Origin of the sequence: Anaerovibrio sp. (assembly GCF_024697385.1) — a bacterium.
In the GTDB taxonomy this organism is placed as follows: domain Bacteria; phylum Bacillota; class Negativicutes; order Selenomonadales; family Selenomonadaceae; genus Anaerovibrio.
Window position 1 is genome coordinate 1 of the sequence record NZ_JAILFV010000069.1, and the last position, 3,703, is coordinate 3,703.

The window sequence follows — 3,703 nt, forward strand, 5'->3', positions numbered from 1 at the left end:
GCTTAAGGATGGAGCTTCTTCTGCAGTAATCAATATGTCACATGATATTCATACCATGACGCTGAATGAGGCCGATATTGCCCGTATGCTTTCCGGGGATGAAGGTGCTGATATTTCATCCAATAAGAGCGGAGTGGCTAATGAAAGAATACAAATATCTGACTTCAGCGATGGTGATGAAGCAGGAAAGGTGGAAAAATAACTCATGTATAAATCAATAACGAGGGCATTGTTGTTGTCCTGTATGGTAGGTATGATTCCTGTATCTGGTGTTTATGCTGCCTCTGCTGTACCACAGCCTGGAGACAGCTTGGGGACAGTAGAGGAAAAAAGCGATACACCGAAATTGGACAATAAGTTAGATAATAAAAAAAGTGAAAATCAGTCTTTGCGTTTTACACTAAAAGCAATCAATGTTGACCAGCCGGAAACACATTTTGATCAGGAGGCCCTGCAAAAAATTACAGCAAAAGCGGTTGGCCACGAAATAACCGTCAAGGACTTGGACGCAGTGCTGTGGGATTTAGCAGTATATGCCCGCACCCATGGGTTCCCTGCGGCTTATGCCTATGTTCCGGAGCAAAAGGCCAAAGGTGGAGAGCTGTTAATGCGTATTGCCCTGGGGCGTTATGACAATATTAAAGTTGAAAATAACTGTGCAGCGTCCTATGAGGATATAGCAAAAGGACTTTTGGCATCACTGAAATCAGGTGATGTAATTAAAGAGCGTTCCCTGGAAAGCAGTTTATTCAATGTAAATGAAATTTACGGAGTCAAAGCAAATGGCACCCTGGTGCCTGGCAGCAAGGACGGTACCAGTGATCTGATTGTGCATATAGAACCGGGAAAAACAAAGACAGCGACTGTATATACTGATAATTATGGCTCCAAATCATCCGGCAGGTACCGGTATGGTTTTCAGGCTGATCTGATGGGAGTTATAGCCAGAAACAGTCGCATGACAATCGGTGGCTTGATTTCAAATAATAATTTGCATAACTACAATATCGGTTGGGAGACCAGGGGGGGCCATATGGGAACAACTCTGGGTGCACGCTTCAGCCGTATGGATTATGAGCTAGGAAGTCTGTTTTCCGCATTGGGAGCAAAGGGTATTGCCAATACCACAAGCCTGTATGGTATGACTCCTATATGGCGGACTACCAGCAGCAATCTGATTATTAAATATGGTATAGATTATCGGAGTATCAATGATGAAATGCGCAGTGCCGGATTGAATGTCAAAAAGCACAGCCATTCCTTCAATCTTGGTATTGATGGTGTATGGCGTGAAAAAGGTGGCCTGGCAGTTCATTACGCTCTGACTGGCTATATGGGCAATGTTTCCTCTGATTCCTTATCAGGTGATGTTATCGGTAAAGCGGGCAACACCTTGGGGAGTTTTTCAAAGGGGATATTGGATATAACTGCCTTACAGCCATTGGGCCATAGCTGTAATCTGCTGTGGAAGTTCCAGGGGCAGAAGGCAAGCCGTAATTTGGACAGCTCAGAAAAAATGTTTTTGGGTGGTGCCCGTGGAGTGCGTGCTTATGGTTCAGGTGAAGGCTCTGGTGATGAAGGGTATTTGAGTTCACTGGAATTTCAGTACAGAACCCCATGGAAGGGCCTTGTGCTCAGGGCCTATTATGATGTAGGACATGTCAAGGTTGTAGAGGATGGCCGGTATGGTGGTCAGACCCTTAAAGGATGGGGTATAGGAATGACATATCAGCATCCTGATCATTATTTCCTTCGGCTGGACTACGCCCGTCGTGTAGGTTTGGTTGCCGATGCAGGTGACGATGCAAAATCTCCACAGCGGATATGGTTCCTGGCAGGTAAGACCTGGTAACTTAAAACAATGAAATTCAAGGGTGGCAATATCTTTAGCATGATTTCCACCCTTGTTTTTTATAGAGAATAATTATTCTATAGTAAAATTTGAACAATGGCGTTATAATACGATTATTAAAGAAGGTAGTATATATCTAACTATTAGGGGGGTCTTCATGAAAAAAATACTGTTAATACTTATGGTTTCTTTGTTTACCATGTCAGCAGCTTGCTCTGCAGCAGGTTCAAAAATAGCGGTCATTCCATATCTTGATACTACAGAAGCAACCGTTGACAAGGACTATATACCGGGTTTTATGCACAAATATTACAACGATTCGATGGCTAAAATGGGACTTAGTGTGATACCGGAAAATGAAGTCCAGGCTGCGTTGGATGAAGCTGGTTACGATGTCAGTAACCAGATGATAGCTGATAAGGATATAATGGCCGCTGTTGCAAACAGAACAGGTGCAGATTATGTTGTGGCTGTAGAATTAAATGATTTGAAGGATGCAAAGCATGAGTCTTTTTTTCAGCTTAAGGTGAGTGTATCTGTTAAAATGAGATATAATTTTTATTCTGTTGCCAAAAATAAGCTGTTGGCATTTCAGGTAACTGGTGCTGATGAAAATAAAACTATTTTTGGCGGAGTCGGAACCAAGAGCCCTATAAATAATGCTCTTAAGAAGGCATCCGGCAAGGCCAACGATAAAATCAAGATTGAATTAGCTGCTAATAAGATAAGTTTATTGACAGAATAACTGCTGTATATACAAAATGGGACTTGTTCAGAAAATAAGGTAACTGCTGAACAGGTCTCTTTTCTTTCCGATTTTCTAAAATATTTTAAAAGTTATTGACATATGTTTATAATTTGCTAAAATATGGTTAAAGACATATGTCAAAAAAAGGAGTGTGCCATGGCCAGACCAGTAAAAAAGAAAAAGATATGCTCATTACCCGTTTTTCAGGAGTTTATTCCCAGAAATGCAGTTGAGGATATGCCTGAGGTTTGTATGACCGTAGAGGAATATGAAACCATAAGGCTGATGGATTTCAATGGTCTTAATCAACAGGAATGTGCAGATCGGATGGGTGTTGCCAGGACCACGGTTCAGGCCATGTATATGGCTGCACGCAAGAGAATGGCTGCATGTCTTGTTGAAGGGCGGCCATTAAAAATTGTCGGTGGAGATTATGAGGTGTGTGACGGGGATGAACAATGCTGTCCTGGTCATCATAGCAAACATCGTTGTCCGCAGTATTGGAAAGGAAGAGAAAATATGAAATTAGCAGTAACTTACAGCAATGGTCAAATTTTTCAGCATTTTGGAAAAACCGGTGAATTTAAATTGTATACCATAGAAGACAATAAAATAACAAGCTCAGAGGTTATCAGTACAAATGGCGAGGGTCATGGGGCCCTGGTTGGAATTCTGAAACAGCAGCAGGTGGACACCTTGATTTGTGGTGGCATCGGTGCCGGCGCCCAGAGTGCTTTGGCTGATGCCGGTATTACCCTTTATGGTGGGGTACAGGGGTCTGCAGATGAGGCTGTGGATGCACTGTTGGCCGGCAAGCTGTCCTATGATCCTGCAGTACATTGTGATCATCATGGCCACGGTCATGGGGAAAAACATGGACATTGTCACGAAGGTCATGGTGAAGGGCATTGTCATGGTGAGGGACATGGAGAAGGCCATTGCCATGGTGAAGGCCATGGCAATGGAGATGGTAAGGGCCATGGGAAGGGCTGTGGTGGCCAGGGCCAAGGTCAGGGTCATGGTCAAGGTAACGGACAGGGGCGCGGTGGCCATGGTGCCCATTGACGATTATAGTTTTGTGCTGTATAGTTAAACCTGTGTGA

Annotated in this window: 4 protein-coding genes; all 4 read left to right on the plus strand. The window is 43.4% G+C overall.

The window, feature by feature from the left end; genetic code table 11:
* A partial coding sequence (locus K6C05_RS03320; protein ID WP_296731203.1) for a hypothetical protein occupies positions 1 to 202 on the plus strand: 202 nt, incomplete at its 5' end.
* Positions 203 to 205: 3 nt separating this feature from the next.
* Positions 206 to 1,852, plus strand: coding sequence for a ShlB/FhaC/HecB family hemolysin secretion/activation protein (locus K6C05_RS03325; protein WP_296731206.1), 1,647 nt, complete (start codon positions 206 to 208; stop codon positions 1,850 to 1,852).
* A 157-nt stretch (positions 1,853 to 2,009) separates the two neighbouring features.
* Positions 2,010 to 2,597, plus strand: a complete 588-nt coding sequence (locus K6C05_RS03330; protein ID WP_296731208.1) for a hypothetical protein — start codon at positions 2,010 to 2,012, stop codon at positions 2,595 to 2,597.
* 159 nt (positions 2,598 to 2,756) lie between these two features.
* Entirely contained in the window at positions 2,757 to 3,665 is a 909-nt protein-coding gene (locus K6C05_RS03335; protein ID WP_296731209.1) for a DUF134 domain-containing protein, read from the plus strand.
* The last annotated feature ends 38 nt before the right edge of the window (positions 3,666 to 3,703 follow it).

Bases quoted from the DNA above. Each gene is read 5' to 3' on its own strand.
- K6C05_RS03325 (WP_296731206.1), top strand. From the start codon at position 206: ATGTATAAATCAATAACGAGGGCATTGTTGTTGTCCTGTATGGTAGGT.
- K6C05_RS03330 (WP_296731208.1), top strand. From the start codon at position 2,010: ATGAAAAAAATACTGTTAATACTTATGGTTTCTTTGTTTACCATGTCA.
- K6C05_RS03335 (WP_296731209.1), top strand. From the start codon at position 2,757: ATGGCCAGACCAGTAAAAAAGAAAAAGATATGCTCATTACCCGTTTTT.